Below are 18,841 nucleotides of genomic sequence, written 5' to 3'. Positions count from 1 at the left end.
TACCTCTTTCTTTATATAATTGTCTGAACGTAGAGTTCCGGACGTTTTTCCAGATTGATAAATATACTGTCTTCTAACCGAACCACCGGACGAGTCAGGCGATGCTTGTTAATCAGCACAATTTTACCGGTCATGCCATTACTTAACATGACATCATTGTTAATATATGTATTGGCAATATGCTCCAGGAAGCTGGTAATAAACTGGGGTTTGTATTTACCCAGACCCTCCCGCTCAAAAGTGGCAATGACCTCAAACGGGCAGACGCCGCGGCGATAACAGCGGTCAGCAGTCATGGCATCGTAGACATCTGCAATAGCAACGATATTGGCAAAATCATCAATATCATCTCCGATAAGTCCGATTGGATAGCCGCTTCCATCACAGCGTTCATGATGGGTGAGAGCAATTTTTTTGATGCGGACAGATACATTCTGATTTTTCAGCAGTTCATAACCATATTCGGAATGTTTTTTCACCAGTTCATATTCTTCCGGGGTCAGGCGCCCTGGCTTGTTAATGATTTCCGGTGGAATTTTACTTTTTCCTATATCGTGTAAGAGACCACCCAGAGTCAGAGTTTCTAAATCATCTGCATTATAATTCTGCCACATACCAATCATTCGGCTGATTAAAGAAACATTCAGACTGTGGGCATAAGTGGAATCGGTAATTTTGCGCATATTGTGCAGCATATCGAACATGGAAATTGTAGTGGAATGTCTGGCAAAAAGATCTAAAGCGCAGGATAAAAGAGCCTCCTGATCAAAAGGAATGTTTTTTGTGACAAAATCATTGATGGATTTTTCTAAAAAAGGTACTTTTTTTTCGTAATTTGCTTTAAAAACTTTGAATTCTTTACTGTTTCTTACCCGTTCAGAATACCGGTCAACCGCTTCCTTTTCTTCAGCCATTGACTGAATGGCATCAACAGGCAGAGCACCGTCTATTATTCTGGCACTCTCAATTCCATAAAACTCAAGGTGTGCAATCATCTGAGTTGTCAGCATTTTGTGTGCTTCTACAATCATCTGCCCATGCCTGCTCATGACAGGAGTGGCAGTCACCATGCCAGGTTGTAAATCCTTTGTTGCAACTGTATGCATGAATATACCTCTTATATCACTAATTAACAATACACTACACTATAATTATAAAAATTTACATATCAATTGTCAATGAATCGTGTTATAATCTTTTCAAGAGACTTGAATATAGGAAAGTGCAGGATGATGAAATGAAATACAATGTTCGGGAAGGCGATTACAGAACCATGGGAGCAGTTGTGCATAGTGATGGGGTTGTATTTACCTTTGAGGGGAGAAAAGAGCAGAAATGTAGTATTGTACTGTATGAAAAGAAAACAGGGAAAATTGGAAAAATACCGGTTCCGGATACTTACTATGTGGGTGCACTGCGCTCAATTATGGTAATGGGCATTGAACCGGCTTCTTTTGATTATAATTTTGAAATAGACGGTAAGGTTATGACAGATCCATATGCCAGAAGAATTGTAGGCAGGGAAAAGTGGGGAGAAAAGGAACGCTTTGGTATGGATTATCAGGTGAAAAGCGGTTTCTCCACAGATGTTTTTGACTGGGAAGAGGATGTGGCACCGGAAATTGCCAAAAAGGATATGGTCATGTACAAACTTCATGTGAGAAATTTTACCATGGAGGGTAGTAATGGCGGAGCAAGAAAAGGAACTTTTGAAGCAGTAGAGAACCGGATAGGATATCTTCGTGATATGGGCGTTACAACCGTTGAATTTATGCCTTTTTATGAATTTGAAGAGCTGATGATACCGGAAACCTGTGAACTGCCGGATTATGTGACCTGGAAGGAAGAACAGAAGACAGATACAAAGAAGCTGCCGGAAGTTGAGAAGATAAATTGCTGGGGCTATACCGAAGGCAATTATTTTGCGCCGAAGGCTGCATTTACCAGAAGCAGACAGCCGGAGCATGCCTTGAAATCATTAATTAAGGCATTGCATAAAAATGACATGGAATGTATTATGGAAATTTATTTTCCTGATACCATCAATCAGAATCTGATGTTAGAAGCCCTGCGCTTCTGGGTGATGGAATATCATGTGGATGGATTCCGTCTGATGGGAGCAAATCTTCCGGTTCGTGCTATGGCACAGGATTTGATTTTGTGCCGCAGTAAGCTGTTTGCAGATACGATTCCGGAGGATTTGCTGGAACAGGATTATGCATATCCGCATTTATTTGTTTACCGGGATGAATTTTATTATCCGTTGCGGAAAATGTTAAATCATAAGGAAATCTGTCTTACCGATTTTGTAAACCAGATGCGTAAGCAGAAGAAATATGCCGGATTTGTGAATTATGCAGCATCTAATGATGGTTTTACACTGGCAGATGTATTTATGTACAGTGAGAAACATAATGAAGCAAATGGGGAAAACAATGCGGATGGAAATGACTGGAATTACAGTGACAACTATGGCATTGAAGGACCAACCCGCAAAAAATATATAGAAAGCCTGCGTAAAAAACAGCTTCGAAATGCGGTTACGGCAGTATTTTTAGCACAGGGTATTCCACTGCTTGCTGCCGGTGATGAGATTGGTAATTCCCAGAGGGGAAATAATAATGCTTATTGCCAGGATAATGCAGTTGGCTGGGTAAACTGGAAAAATGATAAGAAATATGCTTCCTTACAACAGTTTGTAAAGAAAATGGCAGCCTTTCGTAAGGCACACCCGGTTCTTCGGATGGAAGAGCCGATGCGGATGAATGATTATAAGGGACTGGGATATCCGGATCTTTCTTTTCATTGCGATAGTGCATGGACTGTGGGATTTAGCCCGAACCGCCAGTCGGTTGGGATGCTTTATTGCGGACCCTATGCGGATTGTGAGGAAATGATTTATGTGGCATATAATTTTCACACCGGAAAACAGTTCCTTGCACTTCCGAAATTGCCAAAAAGCAAAAAATGGTATAAAGTAATGGATACAGGAAATGAAAATGGTTTTCTGGAGAAAGAAATGATAATGGATGCAGTCCAGGTAGAAATTGCCGGGATGTCCATTCAGATATTAATAGGGAAATAAAGTAAGATGAAAGCATGGAAACATTTTTGCACAATTAATCATCACAAGATGTTAGTCATGAAAGGCTGTTTTAAAGTTGGACTTTACCGCCAGGGCTTATTGCATGATTTGTCGAAATATTCACCAACGGAATTTTTAGTGGGCTGTAAGTATTTTCAGGGAAATATGAGTCCCAACAATGCCGAACGTGAGGATAAGGGGTATTCCGCAGCCTGGCTGCACCATAAGGGCAGAAACAAGCATCATATGGAATACTGGATTGATTACGGACCGGATAAATGCACCGGAATTACTGGAATGAAGATGCCAACAAAATATGTTGTTGAGATGTTTATTGACCGGGTGGCAGCAAGCAGGAATTACCAGAGAGAAAAATATACCGACGAAAGTCCTCTGGCTTATTACGAACATGGAAAGCAGTATCATATTATTCATGAGGAATCAAGAGAACTTTTAGAGTGCCTTCTTCATATGCTGGCAGAATGCGGCGAAGAAGAGACTTATGCATATATTCGATATGAAGTATTGAAAAATAAAAGAAAGAAGGATAAATAAATGTTAGACGGAAAGAAGATTTTATATAGTGGAATGCAGGCAACAGGAACCCTTACCCTTGGAAATTATTTGGGAGCATTGAAAAACTGGGTAAATCTTACAAATGAATATGAATGTATCTATGGTGTTATGGATTTACATTCCCTTACCTTAAGACAGGTGCCGGCAGAGTTCCGTAAAAATGCCCGTTCTCTTTATGCATTATATGTAGCGGCAGGATTAGACCCGGAGAAAAACTGTATTTATTATCAGTCCCATGTATCCGGACATGCAGAATTAAGCTGGATATTAGGCTGCTTTACCTATATGGGGGAATTGAACCGAATGACACAGTTTAAGGATAAGGCTGCAAAACATGCAGATAATATCAATGCAGGTCTTTATACCTATCCTGTATTAATGGCGGCTGATATTTTATTGTATCAGGCAGATGTGGTTCCGGTTGGCGTAGACCAGAAACAGCATCTTGAGATTACCAGAGATATTGCACAGCGTTTTAATGCTATTTACGGAGATGTATTTACAATTCCGGAGGCATATATCGGAAAAGCAGGTGCAAAGATTATGAGTCTGCAGGAGCCGGAGAAAAAGATGTCAAAGTCCGATGAGAATCCAAATGCAACCATCCGCCTTTTAGATGATAAAGATACCGTTATCCGCAAATTTAAACGTGCAGTAACCGACTCCGGCAGTGAAATTGTATATCGTGAAGATAAACCGGGCATTAGTAATCTGATTGATATTTATGGTTGTGTAACCGGTAAGACAAGAGAAGAAACCGAAAAAGAATTTGACGGAAAAGGCTACGGTGATTTCAAACTGGCAGTAGGAGAAGCAGTTGCTGCAGAGTTAGAGCCATTGCAGAAACGTTATGGGGAACTGATGGCAGACAAGACCTATCTTGACAGTATGATTAAAAAGAATGACGAAAAAGCAGCTTATTATTCTAATAAGACCTTGCGTAAGGTGCAGAAGAAAGTCGGACTTACCGAAAGAATCCGTTAATCCGAAAATAGATTGTCCAGATTTGGAACATGAAATTCAGGGAACAGCATTTGCATATCGGCAGGAAGTGGAGCCGTAAAGCAGAGCTGTTCCTTTGTGATTGGATGTTCGAATTTTAACTGGCAGGCATGAAGAGCCTGCCTTTTTAACATGGAAAAATCCGGATAATAAAGAAAATCTCCGATTAAAGGGTAGCCGAGGTAGCTCATATGGACACGGATCTGGTGGGTTCTGCCGGTGTCAAGCCGCAAAGCAATAAGGGAGAGTGCATCCGGTGAAAGAGGCTCCCCTGAAAAAGTATTTTTTGAAAAAATTTCTTTCACAGCTAGTCTGCGGTAATGGGTGCAGGCGTATTCACCTTGCCCAAAATCTACCTGACGCTCTAATACAGAACCTTCCTTTCTGCCGATTGGCGCAGTAATGGTACCGGATTCCGGGGTAATACCACGGACAATGGCAAGATAGGTGCGGTGGATTTTCCGTTCGTTCATCTGTCTGCCTAAGATACCGCCGCTGAGACTGTTCTTTGCAAGGATTGTGATACCGGTAGTATCCTTATCCAGCCGGTTGATGCAGCGGAAAGGACCGGCTTCGTTTTTGCTGCCCAGATAATAAAAGACAGCATTGGCGAGGGTATGTTCGTAATGTGTCATGGATGGGTGGACAGGCATGTGTGCCGGTTTATTGATAACAAGAATATCTTCGTCTTCATAGAGGATGGAAAGGGGAATGTTTTCCGGTGCAGGATAGTTTTCCGGCATAGATTCTTCTAAAATAATCTTTAATTTATCAGAAACCTTCAGCCGGTCACTGCTGTGCCCGGTATCACCGTTTCGGAAAAGAACATTTTCGGTGCGGAAAAGATGTGCCCGGAGCCCTTTCGGGTATCCTTTTTCCGTAAGAAATTCTCTTATCGTATAGTTTTTGTATTCATTTGTTATGGTATAGTCTAATATTCGCTTCATAAGGATAATTATAAAGGAAAAAGACACAGAAGAAAAGGATAGAGATAAAAAAAGAGGAAAGGCACGAAGAATCTGGCAGACGCATAGAATATAATAAATCGCTTTTTAAGGGTGCTGTATTGAAAACATTTTTATCTCCATTGACTATACAGGAAGAGAAGCAATATTTAAAACAGCTTGGGGAAGGCAGCCTTGAAGCAAAACATATTCTGATAGAACATAATATGCGTCTGGTAGCGCATGTGGTAAAAAAATATCAGAATGTGGAAGAGGATATGGAAGATCTGATATCGATTGGAACCATTGGATTGATTAAAGCAATCGATACCTTCCGGGTAGAAAAAGGAAATAAGCTGGCAACTTATGCAGCGAGATGCATTGAAAATGAACTTCTGATGTATCTGCGCAGTAAGCGTAAAATTGCCAGGGAAGTGTCTCTTTATGAGCCAATCGGAACAGATAAAGAGGGAAACCAGATACATTTACTGGATATTGTAGAGCATAACGAACCGGATGTGGTGGAGCAGATGGAGTATGACAGAAATGTGAAGACATTATATGAAATACTGCCCCAGGTACTAAACAGGCGGGAACAGATTATCATAAACCTGCGCTATGGTTTGAAAACGGACTGTCCGGTGACACAAAAGGAGATTGCAAAAAATTTAAATATCTCGAGATCCTATGTTTCACGAATTGAAAAAAGGGCATTGGAGAAGCTGAAGGCTTATTTTGAAAAAGGTTACAATTATTAAATTTTTATAATGTGTTAAATTGGTATTTGAAAAGGATGGATTTCATGATATGATGAGTCCATCTTTTTTATCGAAATAAATGATGAATAACCCATCTTGGGGCTACTCATGTAAATTGCAGAGTTCTTCTGCAGAAAAATCCCGGACAAACAAAATGAACAGAGAAAATGAAATAATTACAAAAAACAGAATAATTGCAAAACAGAAAGGTGAAATTTAATGTACAGTATTGTATCAACGGCAATCGTGCGTGGCATTGAGAGCATTCCTATCCGCGTGGAAGCAGATGTGACGGATGGTATGCCAGTGTTTGAAATGGTAGGATTTTTATCGGCAGAAGTGCGGGAGGCAAGAGAGCGGGTGCGGACAGCCCTTAAAAATTGTGGATACCGTCTCCCACCAAAACGGATTACGATTAATCTCTCGCCGGCATATGTAAGAAAATGCGGTTCGTCCTTTGATTTGCCGGTAGCAGTGGCAGTGCTTGCTGCAATGGGGATTATTCCGAAAGACAGGCTGGAACAGCTTCTGATTGTAGGAGAAGTAGGACTGGATGGAAGAATAAAACCGATTCATGGAGTATTGCCCATCGTGACAAAGGCTGCACAGGAGCGGATGGACGCCTGTATGGTGCCGGTGGAAAATGCCAAAGAAGCTGCATTGGTAAAAGGAATCCGTCTGTTTGGTGTAAACACACTGGAAGAAGTGATAAAAGGCTTTAATGATGAAATAAAATTCTGGGAGCCTGAGAAAGAAGAAATCGGGCATGAGAAAAAGGTTAAGAGAAAAGAAGTACCGGATTTTTCAGAAATTAATGGACAACAGTTTGTGAAAAGAGCCTGTGAGATTGCGGTAAGCGGCAGACATAATCTCCTGATGATTGGACCACCAGGCGCAGGAAAGACAATGATTGCAAGGAGAATTCCGGGTATTTTACCGGAGATGACGGAAGATGAGGCCCTGGAGGTAACAAAAATATACAGTGTAAGGGGACTTCTGACGGAAAGTGAAGCATGGATGGCAGAACGTCCTTTCCGTAATCCACATCATACCATAACACCACAGGGACTGGCAGGTGGTGGAATGGTTCCGGGACCGGGAGAAATCAGTCTCGCCCACCATGGTGTACTCTTTTTAGATGAGCTGGCGGAGTTCCGGCGGGAAACCTTGGAAATTTTAAGACAGCCTATGGAAGAACACTGTGTAAAGCTTGCAAGGCTTGCCGGAAATTATGAATTTCCGTCGGATTTTATGCTGGTGGCTGCCATGAATCCCTGCCGGTGTGGATATTATCCGGATTTGAACCGCTGTCATTGCACGAAAGGAATGGTGGAACAGTATTTAAAGAAAATCAGTCAGCCTTTATTGGACAGAATTGATATCTGTGTAGAGACAAAGCGTGTGGAATATCAGGATTTAATTAAAGAAAATCCGCATCAGGAGACTTCGGCAGAAATTAGAAAAAGGGTGGTTGCAGCTATGGAGCGGCAGCAGCAAAGGTTTACCGGAACTAACATTCGCTATAACAGTAGAATTCCGGCGGCATTACTGACAAAATATTGCAGATTATCGACAAAACAAAAACAGTATATGGAAAGCATTTATCAGAAGCTGGAATTGACAGCCAGATCTTATCATAGGATTTTGCGGGTGGCGAGAACCATTGCAGATATGGACGGTTCAGATGAAATCCTAACCAGACATTTAAGTGAGGCGGTCTGTTATCGGAATGTAGATAAGAAATTCTGGGAGGGATAAATGGAATGAAATATAAATACTGGCTGGCGTGTATGGCACAGATGGCAGAAAACATTGGAACCGGAAAAGTGGAAAAACTGTTTCGTTTTGCCGGAAGTGCAGGAGTCTTATATGACATGTCAGAAAAGGAATTAATGCAGATTCCGGGCATTACCGAAGCAGATGTGAAGTCTGTTCTTACCTATAAAAAAGCATGGAACTTAGAAGAAGCATGGGAGAATTTAAAAAGAAGCGGACTGTATCTTGTAACAAGAGAGGATGAAAACTATCCGAAACGTCTTTTATATATCAATAAGCCACCTTATGGAATTTTTTATAGGGGCAGTCTGCCACCGGAAGATAAGAAAAGTATTGCTATTGTGGGAGCAAGAAGATGCAGTGAATACGGTCGTTACTATGCAAAACATCTGGCGGAACTGGCAGTAAAAGCAGGCTGCATTATAATCAGTGGACTGGCTGCAGGAATTGATGGAGCAGCCCACAGTGGTGCCATGGCGGCAGAGGGAGAAACTTATGCTGTTATGGGATGCGGGGCAGATTACTGTTATCCCAGACAGAATCAGAGTCTTTATCAGACTATGACACAAAAAGGCGGAATTCTATCTGAATATATGCCACAGACAAAACCTTTGGGAAAGTTGTTCCCGCAACGGAACCGGTTAATCAGCGGGCTTTCAGATGTGGTAGTTGTAATAGAAGCAAAGGAGCGGAGCGGTTCATTGATTACGGCAGACTTTGCCTTAGAGCAGGGAAAAGATATTTATGCACTTCCGGGGCGTGTTGGAGATGTGTTAAGTGGAGGCTGTAACCGCCTGATACGGCAGGGGGCGGGCATCATTGTGTCTCCGGAGGAATGGCTTAAGGATCTTGAAATTGACCTTGCCAATATAGTAGTTCCCAATGCTTTTTCAAAAAAGGTACTTGAAAAAGATGAAGGGGTGGTGTATAGTGTTCTCGATTTGCAACCGAAAAGTGCCCAGCAGATTTTGGAAGAAACAAAGCTTCCGGTAGACCGGATGTGTGAGATACTGCTGATACTGGAAAATGCAGGTTTTATCAGGGAAGTATATAAGAATTATTATATAAAAATATATGAATAACCGCATAAAGAGAACAAAATAAAGGAGCAGGGTTATGGCTAAATATCTTGTTATTGTTGAGTCACCGGCAAAAGTTAAAACAATTAAAAAATTTCTTGGGAAAAATTATGAAGTGGATGCATCCAATGGACATGTGCGTGATTTACCGAAGAGTACCTTAGGATTTGATGCAGAGCATGGATTTGAACCAAAGTATATTACCATCAGGGGAAAAGGTGATGTACTTGCAAAATTAAGAAAAGAAGTAAAAAAAGCAGATGTCATTTATCTTGCAACAGACCCTGACCGTGAGGGAGAAGCAATTTCCTGGCATTTATATCAGGCACTGAATCTGGCAAATTCTGATAAAAAGGTTTACCGGATTAGTTTCAATGAGATTACCAAGAATGCAGTAAAAACTTCTTTAAAAAAACCGAGAGACATCGATATGGATTTAGTGAATGCCCAGCAGGCGCGCCGCATGTTAGACCGTATGGTGGGTTACCGGATCAGCCCGTTATTATGGGCAAAGGTAAAAAGAGGCTTAAGTGCAGGACGTGTACAGTCTGTGGCATTGCGTTTGATCTGCGATCGTGAAAGTGAAATCAATGCATTTATACCGGAAGAATACTGGACCTTAGATGCAAGCCTGAAAGTAAAAGGTGAGAAGAAACCACTAACTGCGAAGTTTTACGGAACAGAAAAAGAAAAAATGAATATCACCTCAAGAGAACAGGCAGATGCTATTATGGCAGAGCTTGAAAAAGAAAAATTCGCCGTAACAGATGTGAAAAAAGGTGAACGTAATAAAAAGGCTCCACAGCCGTTTATCACCAGTACCTTACAGCAGGAAGCATCCAAGGTATTGAATTTCTCCACACAGAAAACCATGCGTTTGGCACAGCAGTTATACGAAGGTGTGGATGTAAAGGGAATCGGAACGGTCGGTCTGATTACTTACCTGAGAACAGATTCTGTCCGTATTTCAGAAGAAGCAGATGCTATGGCACGCAGTTTTATCGCAGCACAGTATGGCGAGAATTATGTTTCTTCCCATGTACAGGAAAAGAAGAGCAGTAACAAGATCCAGGATGCCCATGAAGCGATTCGTCCGTCTGATATTACAAGAACACCGGTAATGGTAAAGGAATCATTATCCAGAGACCAGTTCCGCCTGTACCAGTTAATATGGAACCGTTTTACCGCAAGCCGTATGAGTGATGCAAAATATGAGACAACATCCGTAAAAATCGGTGCTGGAAAATACTGTTTTACCGTAGCAGCATCCAAGCTTGTATTTGAAGGATTTATGTCTGTATACACCAATGAAGATGAAGAAAAGGGCACACAGAATGTAATGCTTAAGTCCATTGATAAGGATACAGAATTAAGTTTTGATGCATGGGATGAAAAACAGCATTTTACACAGCCGCCTGCTCATTATACCGAGGCATCTTTGGTAAAGGCATTGGAGGAACGTGGAATTGGAAGACCAAGTACCTATTCTCCGACCATAACCACCATTCTTGCCAGAAGATATGTGATTAAGGAAAATAAAAACCTTTATGTTACCGAGCTTGGTGAAGCAGTAAATTCCATTATGACAGAAGCATTTTCCAGTATCGTGGACGAACATTTTACCGCTAATATGGAGTCGCTGCTGGATAGCGTGGAAGAAGGAACCGTAAACTGGAAGACTGTAGTAAGCAATTTCTATCCGGATTTGGATGAGGCAGTAAAGCAGGCAGAAAAAGATCTGGAAAAAGTGCAGATAGCGGATGAAGTGACCGATGTAATTTGTGAAGAGTGCGGCAGAAATATGGTAATTAAATACGGTCCACATGGTAAATTTTTAGCCTGTCCGGGATTCCCGGAGTGCCGTAATACCAAACCGTATTTTGAGAAGATTGGTGTTGCCTGCCCGAAATGCGGCAAAGATATTGTACTACGTAAAACCAAGAAAGGCAGAAGATATTACGGATGTGAGAATAATCCGGAATGTGATTTCATGTCATGGGCAAAGCCGTCATCTGAGAAATGTCCGAAGTGCGGAAGTTATATGGTAGAAAAGGGCAATAAGCTTGCCTGTGCCAATGAGCAGTGTGGCTTTTCAGAGGAAAAACCAAAAAAGGATGAAAAGAATTAAAAGTACAATTCAAATCCTTGAATTATCAGAATAAACATGATAAAATATTAAACAGTCTAGTTATTCTGAATATAGCGTGGAGGATATAAGTATGAGCGTTCAGCTGTTGGATAAAACAAGAAAAATAAATAAGCTTTTGCACAATAATAATTCGTCAAAGGTTGTGTTCAATGATATCTGTGAGGTTTTGACAGAGATATTGGATTCCAATATCCTTGTTATCAGTAAAAAAGGAAAGGTACTCGGAAGCAGCCAGTGCCGTGGAATTGATGAGATTCATGAACTGATTGTTGATGAAGTAGGCGGGTTTATTGATTCTATGCTGAATGAAAGACTGCTTGGAATTCTTTCCACAAAGGAAAACGTCAATCTGGAAACATTAGGATTTGAATCAGATATTAAGAAATATTCTGCAATTATTACACCGATTGATATTGCTGGTGAGCGGTTAGGAACATTGTTTGTATATCGTTATGATAACCAGTATGACATTGATGATATTATTCTCAGTGAATATGGAACAACAGTTGTCGGACTGGAAATGATGCGTTCTGTGAATGAGGAAAATGCGGAAGAGACCAGAAAAGTACAGATTGTGCGTTCAGCAATCAGCACACTTTCTTTTTCAGAGTTAGAGGCAATTACTCATATTTTTGATGAGTTAAACGGAACAGAAGGTATTCTTGTAGCCAGCAAGATTGCAGATCGTGTAGGAATTACACGTTCCGTTATTGTAAATGCATTGCGTAAGTTCGAAAGTGCAGGAGTCATCGAATCCCGTTCTTCCGGAATGAAGGGAACTTATATCAAAGTTGTAAATGATGTGGTGTTTGATGAACTTGCCAGAATACGAAAGGCAGATTAACCATAGAAATATAAACAAACAGAATATAAAGAAGAGCACACGGATGGTGCATCGGATAAAGGGATTTATAGTGGGAAAAAGCTGTAAATCCCTTTTATATTGTGTGGCCAATTGGAAAAAAACACTAGATAATGTAAAAATAAGAAAAAAATACTTGTGTTTTTTACAAGATTATTTATAATAAAATATGATGCGATAACAATATGGATAACTATGGAGGTGCAGTATGATAAGTTCAAATGCGTTTGACTATATGAATGTGCTGAATAAGGCCGCAAGTGCGAGCTGGGAAAGAGAACAGTTAATATCAAATAATATTGCAAATGCTGATACACCTGGATATAAACGCCGGGATTTGGATTTTGAAAGTACATTGGAATCCGAACTGGGCAAAAGCAAATATGTTTCACTGGATGACAAGGTGGCAAATATCCATATGGACCATCTGAATGCAAAGACATATATCGACAATGCCTCTTATTCTTACCGTCTGGACGGCAACAATGTTGACCCGGAGCAGGAGAATGTAGAGCTTGCCTCAGAAACAATCCGTTATCTGGGATTGACCAACAGTATCAGTCAGGAAATATCACGGTATAAAACCGTTATTAAATAAAATTGTGTGGGAGGAATAAAGAATGGCATTATTTCAGTCGTTTGATATCAGTGCGTCCGGTATGACGGCGCAGCGTTTTCGTATGGATACCATTTCTGAGAACGTAGCAAATGTAAATACAACCAGTACAGAGAATGGAACACCATACCGCAGAAAAATTGTAACTTTTTCGGAAAAAGGTGTAACTCCGTTCAGCAAAGTGCTTTCTGATTCCCGGGAAGGCTATGTGGGAAACGGAGTAAAGGTTTCTTCAGTGACAGAAGATTATTCTACTGATTTTACTATGGAATATGACCCATCCAATCCAGATGCGGATGAAAATGGTTATGTGTCATATCCGAATGTGAATATAGTAACAGAAATGACGAATCTTATTGATGCCAGCAGAGCATATGAGGCGAACGTAACAGCTTTTGATGCAAGCAAACAGATTGCACAGGCAGGATTACAGATTGGTAAATTATAAAAGATATTTGGAAAGGTGAGATAAACGATGAATGTTAATGTATTAACAGGAGTTTCGTCAGATGTTTTTAATACACAGAATGCAGCTGCAACACAGCAGTCAAACAGTGCGGAAAGCTTTGATAATATTCTTGCAACGGCAATGAACATGGTGAAGGAAACAAATAATTATCAGAACAATGCAGAGGAAGAGGAAATTAAATTTGCATTGGGAGAATCAACCAATACCCATGAATTGCTTGTGGCACAGGAAAAGGCAAACATTGCATTATCGTATACAGTTGCAGTAAGGGATAAAGTAATAGATGCTTACAAAGAAATTATGAACATGCAGATTTAGTATAGGTAGGATGAGTAGATTATGCCAGACAGATTGAAAGCAATATTAGAAAAAATAAAAGAGTGGTGGCTGAAGTTTACAACAAAGCAGAAGACGCTTCTTATCAGTATTACGGCTGTAGTAATTCTTGCATTGGTGATACTGGCTGTCGTGATGACGAAACCTACGATGGTTCAGCTGATAACCTGTGAGGATGCAACGCAGGCATCGTCTGTAAAAGACCTTTTGGATGGAAACAGCATAGATTATGAGGTTTCTTCTGATGGAATGACTTTTTCGGTAAATGCAAAGAATCAGGCAGATGCAAATATTTTGCTTGGTTCAAACAGTATTCCGACCAACGGATTTACCATTGATGATGCATTAAGCGGCAGTATCAGCACAACGGAAGCTGATAAGAGTAAACGGTATCAGGTTTTTTTGGAAGATAAATTTGCAAAAGAACTGGAAAATATGGATTTGATTAAGTCGGCAGATGTTAACTTAAATATTCCGGAAGATGATGGAACCTTAGTTACAAGAAATCAGGAGTCCTATGCCAGCGTTAAGCTGGAACTGAACGGAGAGATGTCCGAAGACCAGGCGGCATCTTTAGCAAGATATATAGCAACTGAGATTGGCAATTCTTCCACGGATAATATTACGATTATTGACTCTAATTCCAACCTTTTATTTGCGGGTGGAGAAGAGAGTACAGCAATCGGAACTGCCAGCACACAGCTCAGTTATCAGACAAAGAAAGAAACACAGGTGAAGAAGGCTGTTACAGATGTGATTAAGGGAACAGACCTTTATGATACGATTGATGTAGGATTAAATTTAAAGCTGAATTTTGATCAGGTTACGACTAATGAGACAAATTATTCTGCGCAGGGAGACAGGGATGAAGGACTGATTACCCATGAGGACCGTTATCAGTCAGACTCAACAGGTGGTACGTCGGGAACACCGGGAACAGACTCTAATGGAGATGGAACAACTTATGTACTTCCGGATGGAAGCACATCAGAAAGCTCTGTTACAGATGATTCCATTGACCGTGCACTGGATGAAAAGAACACCCAGACCATTGGCTCTGTAGGAGATATAGAATATGACCAGTCATCCATATCTGTAACGGTAGCCCGTTATGTGACTTATAATGAGGATACCTTAAAAGCAGATGGTACTCTGGATAATATGACCTTTGATGAATTTGTAACACAGAATAACAACCGGGTAAAGGGAACGGTAGATCAGGATCTTTATACTATGGTATCCAATGCAACCGGTATCCCGGCATCTAATATTTCGATTGTCAGCTATGATATTCCGATGTTTGAATATTCTAAGGGCAGCGGCAGGGGCTTTCAGGATTACCTGCAGATTATTCTCGCGGTTCTGATTTTTGCACTGTTAGGATATGTGGTATTCCGCAGTACCAGAAAAGAAAAAGAAACTGAGATTGAACCGGAGCTTTCTGTAGAATCGTTGCTTGAGACTACCAAGCAGGCAGAACAGGAAGATTTGGAAGATATTGGTTACAATGAGAAGTCAGAGATTCGTGTCCTGATTGAAAAATTCGTAGATGAAAATCCGGAGGCTGTTGCGTCGTTACTTCGTAACTGGCTGAATGAGGAGTGGGAATAAATGGGAACAGAAGAATATAATGGCATTCAGAAAGCGGCGATATTGCTGATAGCATTAGGACCGGAGAAGTCGGCCAGTATTTTCAAACATTTAAAAGAAGATGAAATAGAAGAACTGACACTGGAGATTGCAAATACCAGAAGCGTGTCACCACAGACCAAAGAAAGCGTATTAAACGAATTCTATCAGGTATGCCTTGCACAGCAGTATATTGCAGAAGGTGGTATTGGCTATGCCAAAGAACTCCTGGATAAGGCATTAGGCAGCGACAAGGCACAGGAGGTTATTACAAAACTGACAGCATCCCTTCAGGTTCGTCCGTTCGAATTTGTACGAAAGACAGATCCAAGTCAGGTGTTGAACTTTATTCAGGACGAGCATCCACAGACCATAGCCATGATTTTGTCATATCTGTCACCGGCACAGTCTGCAATGATTTTAGGAGCTCTGACACCGGAGAAACAGGCAGATGTTGCAAAACGTATTGCCAAGATGGACAGGACTTCACCAGATGTAATCAAAGAGGTAGAGCGTGTGTTAGAGAGAAAACTTTCTTCCCTGATCAATCAGGATTACACAATTGTGGGTGGTGTAGATGCTATTGTTGGTATTTTGAATACGGTAGACCGTGGAACAGAGAAACATATTATGGAATCCTTAGAAATCGAAGAGCCGGAACTTGCAGACGAAATCCGCAAGAAGATGTTTGTGTTCGAAGACATCCTGTTACTGGACGACCGTGCAATCCAGCGTGTGCTACGTGATGTGGACAACAATGACCTTGCTGTTGCACTGAAGGGTGCCAATGAAGAGGTTCAGAATGTTATCTTTAAGAACCTGTCCAAACGTCTTGCTGCCATGATACGTGAAGATATGGAATTCATGGGTCCGGTAAGAATGAAGGATGTAGAAGAAGCACAGCAGAAGATTGTTGGTATTATTCGTAAACTGGAAGACTCCGCAGAAATTGTAATTTCCCGTGGCGGAGGTGATGAGATTATTGTCTAATTTATATAAACAGCGTTTTATCACGAATGAATCTGAGAGCCGCGTGATTAATTCCAATACGCTGGCGTATCGTATTTTAGAAGAACAGTCCCGGGCTCTTGCAAAGACAAGAGAACCGGAACAGCCACAGGCAGAGTCAGGTGGATTTGTAGAAGGAATTGCTGCACCACAGGTGGAAACAATTGATTATGAAGCAGAGGCAAAGGAAAAAGCAGAAGAAATTTTAGCACAGGCAAATGCCGAAGCAGACGAAATCCGAAAAGCAGCCCGGGAGGAAGCAGACGAAATTCGTAAGCAGGCACAGGAACAGGGACAGGCAGAAGGTTTGGAACAGGGAATGCAGGAAGGTGCTGCGGTTTATGATGCAAAGTTAGAGAGCATTGGAAAAAGGGAACAGCAGCTGCAGGATTCTTATCTGGAACAGATGCGGGAACTGGAACCGAAGCTTGTACATACAATTACAGATGTGGTTTCCCATGTTTTCCATGTGCAGTTCCATGATAAGGATGAGATTGTACTTTATCTTGTAAAACGGGCAATGGAATCCATTGACGGACCGAAGGAATTTACAATCAAAGCAGGTCCGAAACAGGCAGCATATCTGGAAGAACATAAACAGGAGCTGTTAGAATGCGTGGGACAGAATGCAACTTTGGATTTAGTTACCATTCATTCCATGACTGAAGGAGAATGTATCATAGAGACAGATACAGGAGTGTTTGAGTGTGGAATGGATGTACAGATGGATAATCTGATTCGTGATATACAGTCATTGTGTATGTGAGGAAAAAAGAGTGACATGTGATTTGGAAAAATATCAGTTACTTTCGGATAAGACATATTATACCTGCCTGGGAAGAGTGTCTAAGGTAGTAGGTCTTACCATTGAATCTATCGGACCGGAAGCAAAACTGAATGACTTGTGTAAAATATATCGGGATAGAGAGCAAAAAGAATATGTCATGGCAGAGGTAGTCGGTTTTAAGGATAACCGGCTGTTATTGATGCCTTTTGACAGTATTGAAGGTCTGGGTGTTGGATGTATCGTAGCAAATACGGGACATCCTTTGTCTGTTTTGGTGGGAGATGAGGTTTTAGGCCATATTCTGGATGGAATTGGACGACCGACAGATGTGGATGAGATTCATACCGATAAGGAATATCCGATTGAAGCCCCACCACCAGATCCGATGAAGCGTGAAATCATCAGTGAGGTATTACCATTGGGAGTTAAAGCGGTGGATGGATTAATTACCATTGGAAAGGGACAGCGTATTGGAATTTTTGCGGGTTCCGGAGTTGGTAAGAGTACCCTGCTTGGTATGTTTGCAAGAAATACCAAAGCGGATATCAATGTAATTGCCCTGATTGGAGAGCGGGGCAGAGAGGTGAGAGAATTTATTGAACGGGACCTTGGCGAAGAAGGTATGCGCCGTTCGGTGGTAATTGTGGCAACTTCAGATAAACCGGCATTGATTCGTAATAAAGCAGCCAAAACTGCAACAGCTGTAGCGGAATATTTCAGGGATCAGGGAAAAGATGTACTGCTGATGATGGATTCACTGACCCGATTCTCCATGGCACAAAGAGAAATCGGACTTGCTACCGGGGAACCACCGGTTACCCGTGGATATCCGCCAAGCGTGTATTCGGAAATGCCGAAATTATTAGAGCGGGCAGGAACAGCAGAAAGAGGTTCTATTACCGGACTTTATACGGTGCTGGTAGACGGTGACGATTTTAATGAGCCGATTACCGATACAGCAAGAAGTATTCTAGATGGACATATTATGTTATCCAGAAAATTAGGACATAAGAATCATTATCCGGCAATCGATATTTTGCAGAGTATTTCCCGTGTAATGAGTTCCATTGTTTCGGCGGAGCATAAGGCGGTGGCAGGAAAGCTGAAAAATGTACTGGCAACCTATCAGGAAGCAGAAGATTTGATTAATATTGGCGCTTATAAGAGCGGCTCCAATGAAGAAATTGATTATGCGGTTTCTAAGATAAAAGCGGTCAATGAGTTTCTGTGTCAGAGGACTGATGAAAAATTTACATTTGAAGAAGAATTGACATTGTTGGAAGATGTATTCAAGTAGGAATGAGATATGGCAAAATTTATTTACCGGATGCAGAATATTTTAGATATTAAATTAAAACTGGAAAGTCAGGCAAAGATTGCATACAGCCAGGCAAATGCAGCACTCCGGGAAGAAGAGGCAAAGCTTTTAAAACTCTTTGAGCGGAAGAATGCATATGATAACCGGGCAAAAGAGTTGGTTGAAGGCAAAATAGATTTGCTGGAAATAAAAAAATGCAGACAGGCAATTGAAAGCATGAAGGTGTTGATTCGAAGACAGATGATGCAGGTGCAGGTAGCAGAGAAAAATGTGGAAGCCGCCAGGCAGAAACTGGAAGAAGTTATGAAAGAGCGAAAGACGCAGGAAAAACTACGGGAAAAGGATTTTGAAGATTTCAAACAGCAACTGGCGCAGGAAGATAACAAGGTAGTAGACGAACTGGTAAGCTATAGCTATGGCAGACCGAAAAAATAGACAGGTGGTGTA

General features: G+C 41.2%; 18 protein-coding genes. 16 read left to right on the top strand and 2 right to left on the bottom strand.

Annotation, left to right across the window (positions count from 1 at the left end; translation table 11 throughout):
* Nucleotides 1-11: 11 nt before the first annotated feature.
* Entirely contained in the window at nucleotides 12-1,106 is a 1,095-nt protein-coding gene (locus DWX96_RS10185; RefSeq protein ID WP_118057412.1) for an HD-GYP domain-containing protein, read from the bottom strand.
* A 131-nt stretch (nucleotides 1,107-1,237) separates the two neighbouring features.
* Between DWX96_RS10185 and DWX96_RS10180 the strand changes: the two genes are divergently transcribed.
* From DWX96_RS10180 to trpS, 3 genes are read left to right on the top strand one after another with little or no spacing between them, the layout of a single operon-like run.
* The gene (locus DWX96_RS10180; RefSeq protein WP_118057411.1) at nucleotides 1,238-3,085 is read left to right on the top strand and encodes a glycogen operon protein GlgX; all 1,848 of its coding nucleotides are present in this window, start codon (nucleotides 1,238-1,240) and stop codon (nucleotides 3,083-3,085) included.
* A gap of 6 nt (nucleotides 3,086-3,091) precedes the next feature.
* Nucleotides 3,092-3,640 carry a DUF5662 family protein gene (locus DWX96_RS10175; protein WP_022243326.1) on the top strand — a complete coding sequence of 183 codons (549 nt, stop codon included), beginning with the start codon at nucleotides 3,092-3,094 and terminating at the stop codon, nucleotides 3,638-3,640.
* Entirely contained in the window at nucleotides 3,641-4,645 is a 1,005-nt protein-coding gene (trpS, locus tag DWX96_RS10170) for a tryptophan--tRNA ligase (RefSeq protein ID WP_118057410.1), read from the top strand. It abuts the gene before it with no gap.
* On the opposite strand, the gene DWX96_RS10165 is transcribed toward trpS, so the two are convergent.
* Nucleotides 4,642-5,610, bottom strand: coding sequence for an RluA family pseudouridine synthase (locus tag DWX96_RS10165; RefSeq protein WP_118057409.1), 969 nt, complete (start codon nucleotides 5,608-5,610; stop codon nucleotides 4,642-4,644). The two genes, trpS and DWX96_RS10165, sit on opposite strands and share 4 nt — an antisense overlap.
* Nucleotides 5,611-5,729: 119 nt before the next feature.
* On the opposite strand from DWX96_RS10165, the gene sigK reads away from it, so the two are divergent.
* From sigK to fliJ, 13 genes are all read left to right on the top strand, one after another.
* On the top strand, nucleotides 5,730-6,365 hold the full coding sequence (sigK, locus tag DWX96_RS10160; RefSeq protein WP_118057408.1) for an RNA polymerase sporulation sigma factor SigK: 636 nt from the start codon (nucleotides 5,730-5,732) through the stop codon (nucleotides 6,363-6,365).
* Nucleotides 6,366-6,584: 219 nt separating this feature from the next.
* Nucleotides 6,585-8,123, top strand: coding sequence for a YifB family Mg chelatase-like AAA ATPase (locus DWX96_RS10155; protein WP_118057407.1), 1,539 nt, complete (start codon nucleotides 6,585-6,587; stop codon nucleotides 8,121-8,123).
* 5 nt (nucleotides 8,124-8,128) lie between these two features.
* The gene (dprA, locus tag DWX96_RS10150; RefSeq protein ID WP_118057406.1) at nucleotides 8,129-9,223 is read left to right on the top strand and encodes a DNA-processing protein DprA; all 1,095 of its coding nucleotides are present in this window, start codon (nucleotides 8,129-8,131) and stop codon (nucleotides 9,221-9,223) included.
* Nucleotides 9,224-9,257: 34 nt separating this feature from the next.
* Nucleotides 9,258-11,348, top strand: a complete 2,091-nt coding sequence (gene topA / locus DWX96_RS10145; protein WP_118057405.1) for a type I DNA topoisomerase — start codon at nucleotides 9,258-9,260, stop codon at nucleotides 11,346-11,348.
* Nucleotides 11,349-11,439: 91 nt separating this feature from the next.
* Nucleotides 11,440-12,213: a GTP-sensing pleiotropic transcriptional regulator CodY gene (codY, locus tag DWX96_RS10140; protein WP_022243319.1), complete on the top strand. Its 774-nt coding sequence runs from the start codon at nucleotides 11,440-11,442 to the stop codon at nucleotides 12,211-12,213.
* A gap of 226 nt (nucleotides 12,214-12,439) precedes the next feature.
* Nucleotides 12,440-12,829, top strand: a complete 390-nt coding sequence (flgB, locus tag DWX96_RS10135) for a flagellar basal body rod protein FlgB (protein WP_117698276.1) — start codon at nucleotides 12,440-12,442, stop codon at nucleotides 12,827-12,829.
* A gap of 22 nt (nucleotides 12,830-12,851) precedes the next feature.
* Nucleotides 12,852-13,295 (top strand): flagellar basal body rod protein FlgC, encoded by a 444-nt coding sequence (gene flgC, locus DWX96_RS10130; protein WP_117698275.1) that lies wholly within the window; start codon nucleotides 12,852-12,854, stop codon nucleotides 13,293-13,295.
* A 27-nt stretch (nucleotides 13,296-13,322) separates the two neighbouring features.
* Nucleotides 13,323-13,634 (top strand): flagellar hook-basal body complex protein FliE, encoded by a 312-nt coding sequence (gene fliE, locus DWX96_RS10125; protein WP_022243316.1) that lies wholly within the window; start codon nucleotides 13,323-13,325, stop codon nucleotides 13,632-13,634.
* A 21-nt stretch (nucleotides 13,635-13,655) separates the two neighbouring features.
* Complete coding sequence (locus tag DWX96_RS10120) at nucleotides 13,656-15,263, top strand: flagellar M-ring protein FliF C-terminal domain-containing protein (RefSeq protein WP_022243315.1); 1,608 nt, start codon at nucleotides 13,656-13,658, stop codon at nucleotides 15,261-15,263.
* A complete protein-coding gene (fliG, locus tag DWX96_RS10115; protein WP_022243314.1) occupies nucleotides 15,264-16,271 on the top strand; it encodes a flagellar motor switch protein FliG in 1,008 nt (335 codons plus the stop codon).
* Nucleotides 16,264-17,055: a FliH/SctL family protein gene (locus tag DWX96_RS10110; protein WP_158561847.1), complete on the top strand. Its 792-nt coding sequence runs from the start codon at nucleotides 16,264-16,266 to the stop codon at nucleotides 17,053-17,055. Before fliG ends, DWX96_RS10110 begins: the two co-directional genes overlap by 8 nt.
* Before the next feature lie 10 nt (nucleotides 17,056-17,065).
* Nucleotides 17,066-18,373 carry a flagellar protein export ATPase FliI gene (fliI, locus tag DWX96_RS10105; RefSeq protein WP_118057403.1) on the top strand — a complete coding sequence of 436 codons (1,308 nt, stop codon included), beginning with the start codon at nucleotides 17,066-17,068 and terminating at the stop codon, nucleotides 18,371-18,373.
* Nucleotides 18,374-18,382: 9 nt separating this feature from the next.
* Entirely contained in the window at nucleotides 18,383-18,829 is a 447-nt protein-coding gene (fliJ, locus tag DWX96_RS10100) for a flagellar export protein FliJ (protein WP_117698273.1), read from the top strand.
* Nucleotides 18,830-18,841 lie beyond the last annotated feature (12 nt).

This window comes from Roseburia sp. AF22-2LB (genome assembly GCF_003461125.1).
Lineage (GTDB): Bacteria > Bacillota > Clostridia > Lachnospirales > Lachnospiraceae > Roseburia_C > Roseburia_C amylophila.
This window is presented reverse-complemented; position numbering and strand designations above follow the sequence as displayed.

Coding starts and splice junctions, on each gene's coding strand:
- trpS (WP_118057410.1), top strand. CDS start 3,641: ATGTTAGACGGAAAGAAGATTTTATATAGTGGAATGCAGGCAACAGGA.
- DWX96_RS10155 (WP_118057407.1), top strand. CDS start 6,585: ATGTACAGTATTGTATCAACGGCAATCGTGCGTGGCATTGAGAGCATT.
- flgB (WP_117698276.1), top strand. CDS start 12,440: ATGATAAGTTCAAATGCGTTTGACTATATGAATGTGCTGAATAAGGCC.
- codY (WP_022243319.1), top strand. CDS start 11,440: ATGAGCGTTCAGCTGTTGGATAAAACAAGAAAAATAAATAAGCTTTTG.
- topA (WP_118057405.1), top strand. CDS start 9,258: ATGGCTAAATATCTTGTTATTGTTGAGTCACCGGCAAAAGTTAAAACA.
- flgC (WP_117698275.1), top strand. CDS start 12,852: ATGGCATTATTTCAGTCGTTTGATATCAGTGCGTCCGGTATGACGGCG.
- fliJ (WP_117698273.1), top strand. CDS start 18,383: ATGGCAAAATTTATTTACCGGATGCAGAATATTTTAGATATTAAATTA.
- fliE (WP_022243316.1), top strand. CDS start 13,323: ATGAATGTTAATGTATTAACAGGAGTTTCGTCAGATGTTTTTAATACA.
- DWX96_RS10180 (WP_118057411.1), top strand. CDS start 1,238: ATGAAATACAATGTTCGGGAAGGCGATTACAGAACCATGGGAGCAGTT.
- DWX96_RS10120 (WP_022243315.1), top strand. CDS start 13,656: ATGCCAGACAGATTGAAAGCAATATTAGAAAAAATAAAAGAGTGGTGG.
- DWX96_RS10175 (WP_022243326.1), top strand. CDS start 3,092: ATGAAAGCATGGAAACATTTTTGCACAATTAATCATCACAAGATGTTA.
- DWX96_RS10185 (WP_118057412.1), bottom strand. CDS start 1,106: ATGCATACAGTTGCAACAAAGGATTTACAACCTGGCATGGTGACTGCC.
- fliG (WP_022243314.1), top strand. CDS start 15,264: ATGGGAACAGAAGAATATAATGGCATTCAGAAAGCGGCGATATTGCTG.
- dprA (WP_118057406.1), top strand. CDS start 8,129: ATGAAATATAAATACTGGCTGGCGTGTATGGCACAGATGGCAGAAAAC.
- DWX96_RS10165 (WP_118057409.1), bottom strand. CDS start 5,610: ATGAAGCGAATATTAGACTATACCATAACAAATGAATACAAAAACTAT.